Raw genomic sequence first — 342 nt, 5'->3', positions numbered from 1 at the left:
GCCCGGTCACGACGCCGACGACGCCGATCGCGCGCACGCCGACCCGCCCCGGCGGCACGCGCGGCAGCGTCCCGGCCCGGACGGACAGGTACTGCCGGTTCTCGCCGGTGCGGAACACCGACCGCCGGCGGGCCCCGCCGCGCTCCCGCGGGGACCCCGCGAACGCGCAGCCGAGCCCGGCCGGCCTGCTGGCGGGGTCGTGCTCGGCGGCGGCCCGCCCGTCGGGGTCGGCGGCGGGGGGCAGGGCGGCGGCCCGCGTCGCGGGCAGGGCGCCGGCCCCCCCCCCGCCGGGGCCGCGTGACGGGGGGGGGGGCAGCCAGGGGGCCCGGCCGCCCGGACGCC

The 342-nt window shown here is 86.3% G+C and carries 1 protein-coding gene; it reads right to left on the bottom strand.

Annotated elements, in window-relative coordinates; translation table 11 throughout:
• Window positions 1-342, bottom strand: a 342-nt coding sequence (locus V5O49_RS00035; protein ID WP_332900443.1) for a hypothetical protein, incomplete at both ends; no start/stop codon positions are given.

Origin of the sequence: Isoptericola haloaureus, from assembly GCF_036689775.1 — a bacterium.
Lineage (GTDB): Bacteria > Actinomycetota > Actinomycetes > Actinomycetales > Cellulomonadaceae > Isoptericola > Isoptericola haloaureus.
Note: the sequence above shows the minus strand (reverse complement) of the source record. Positions and strands in the feature narration are given on the sequence as shown.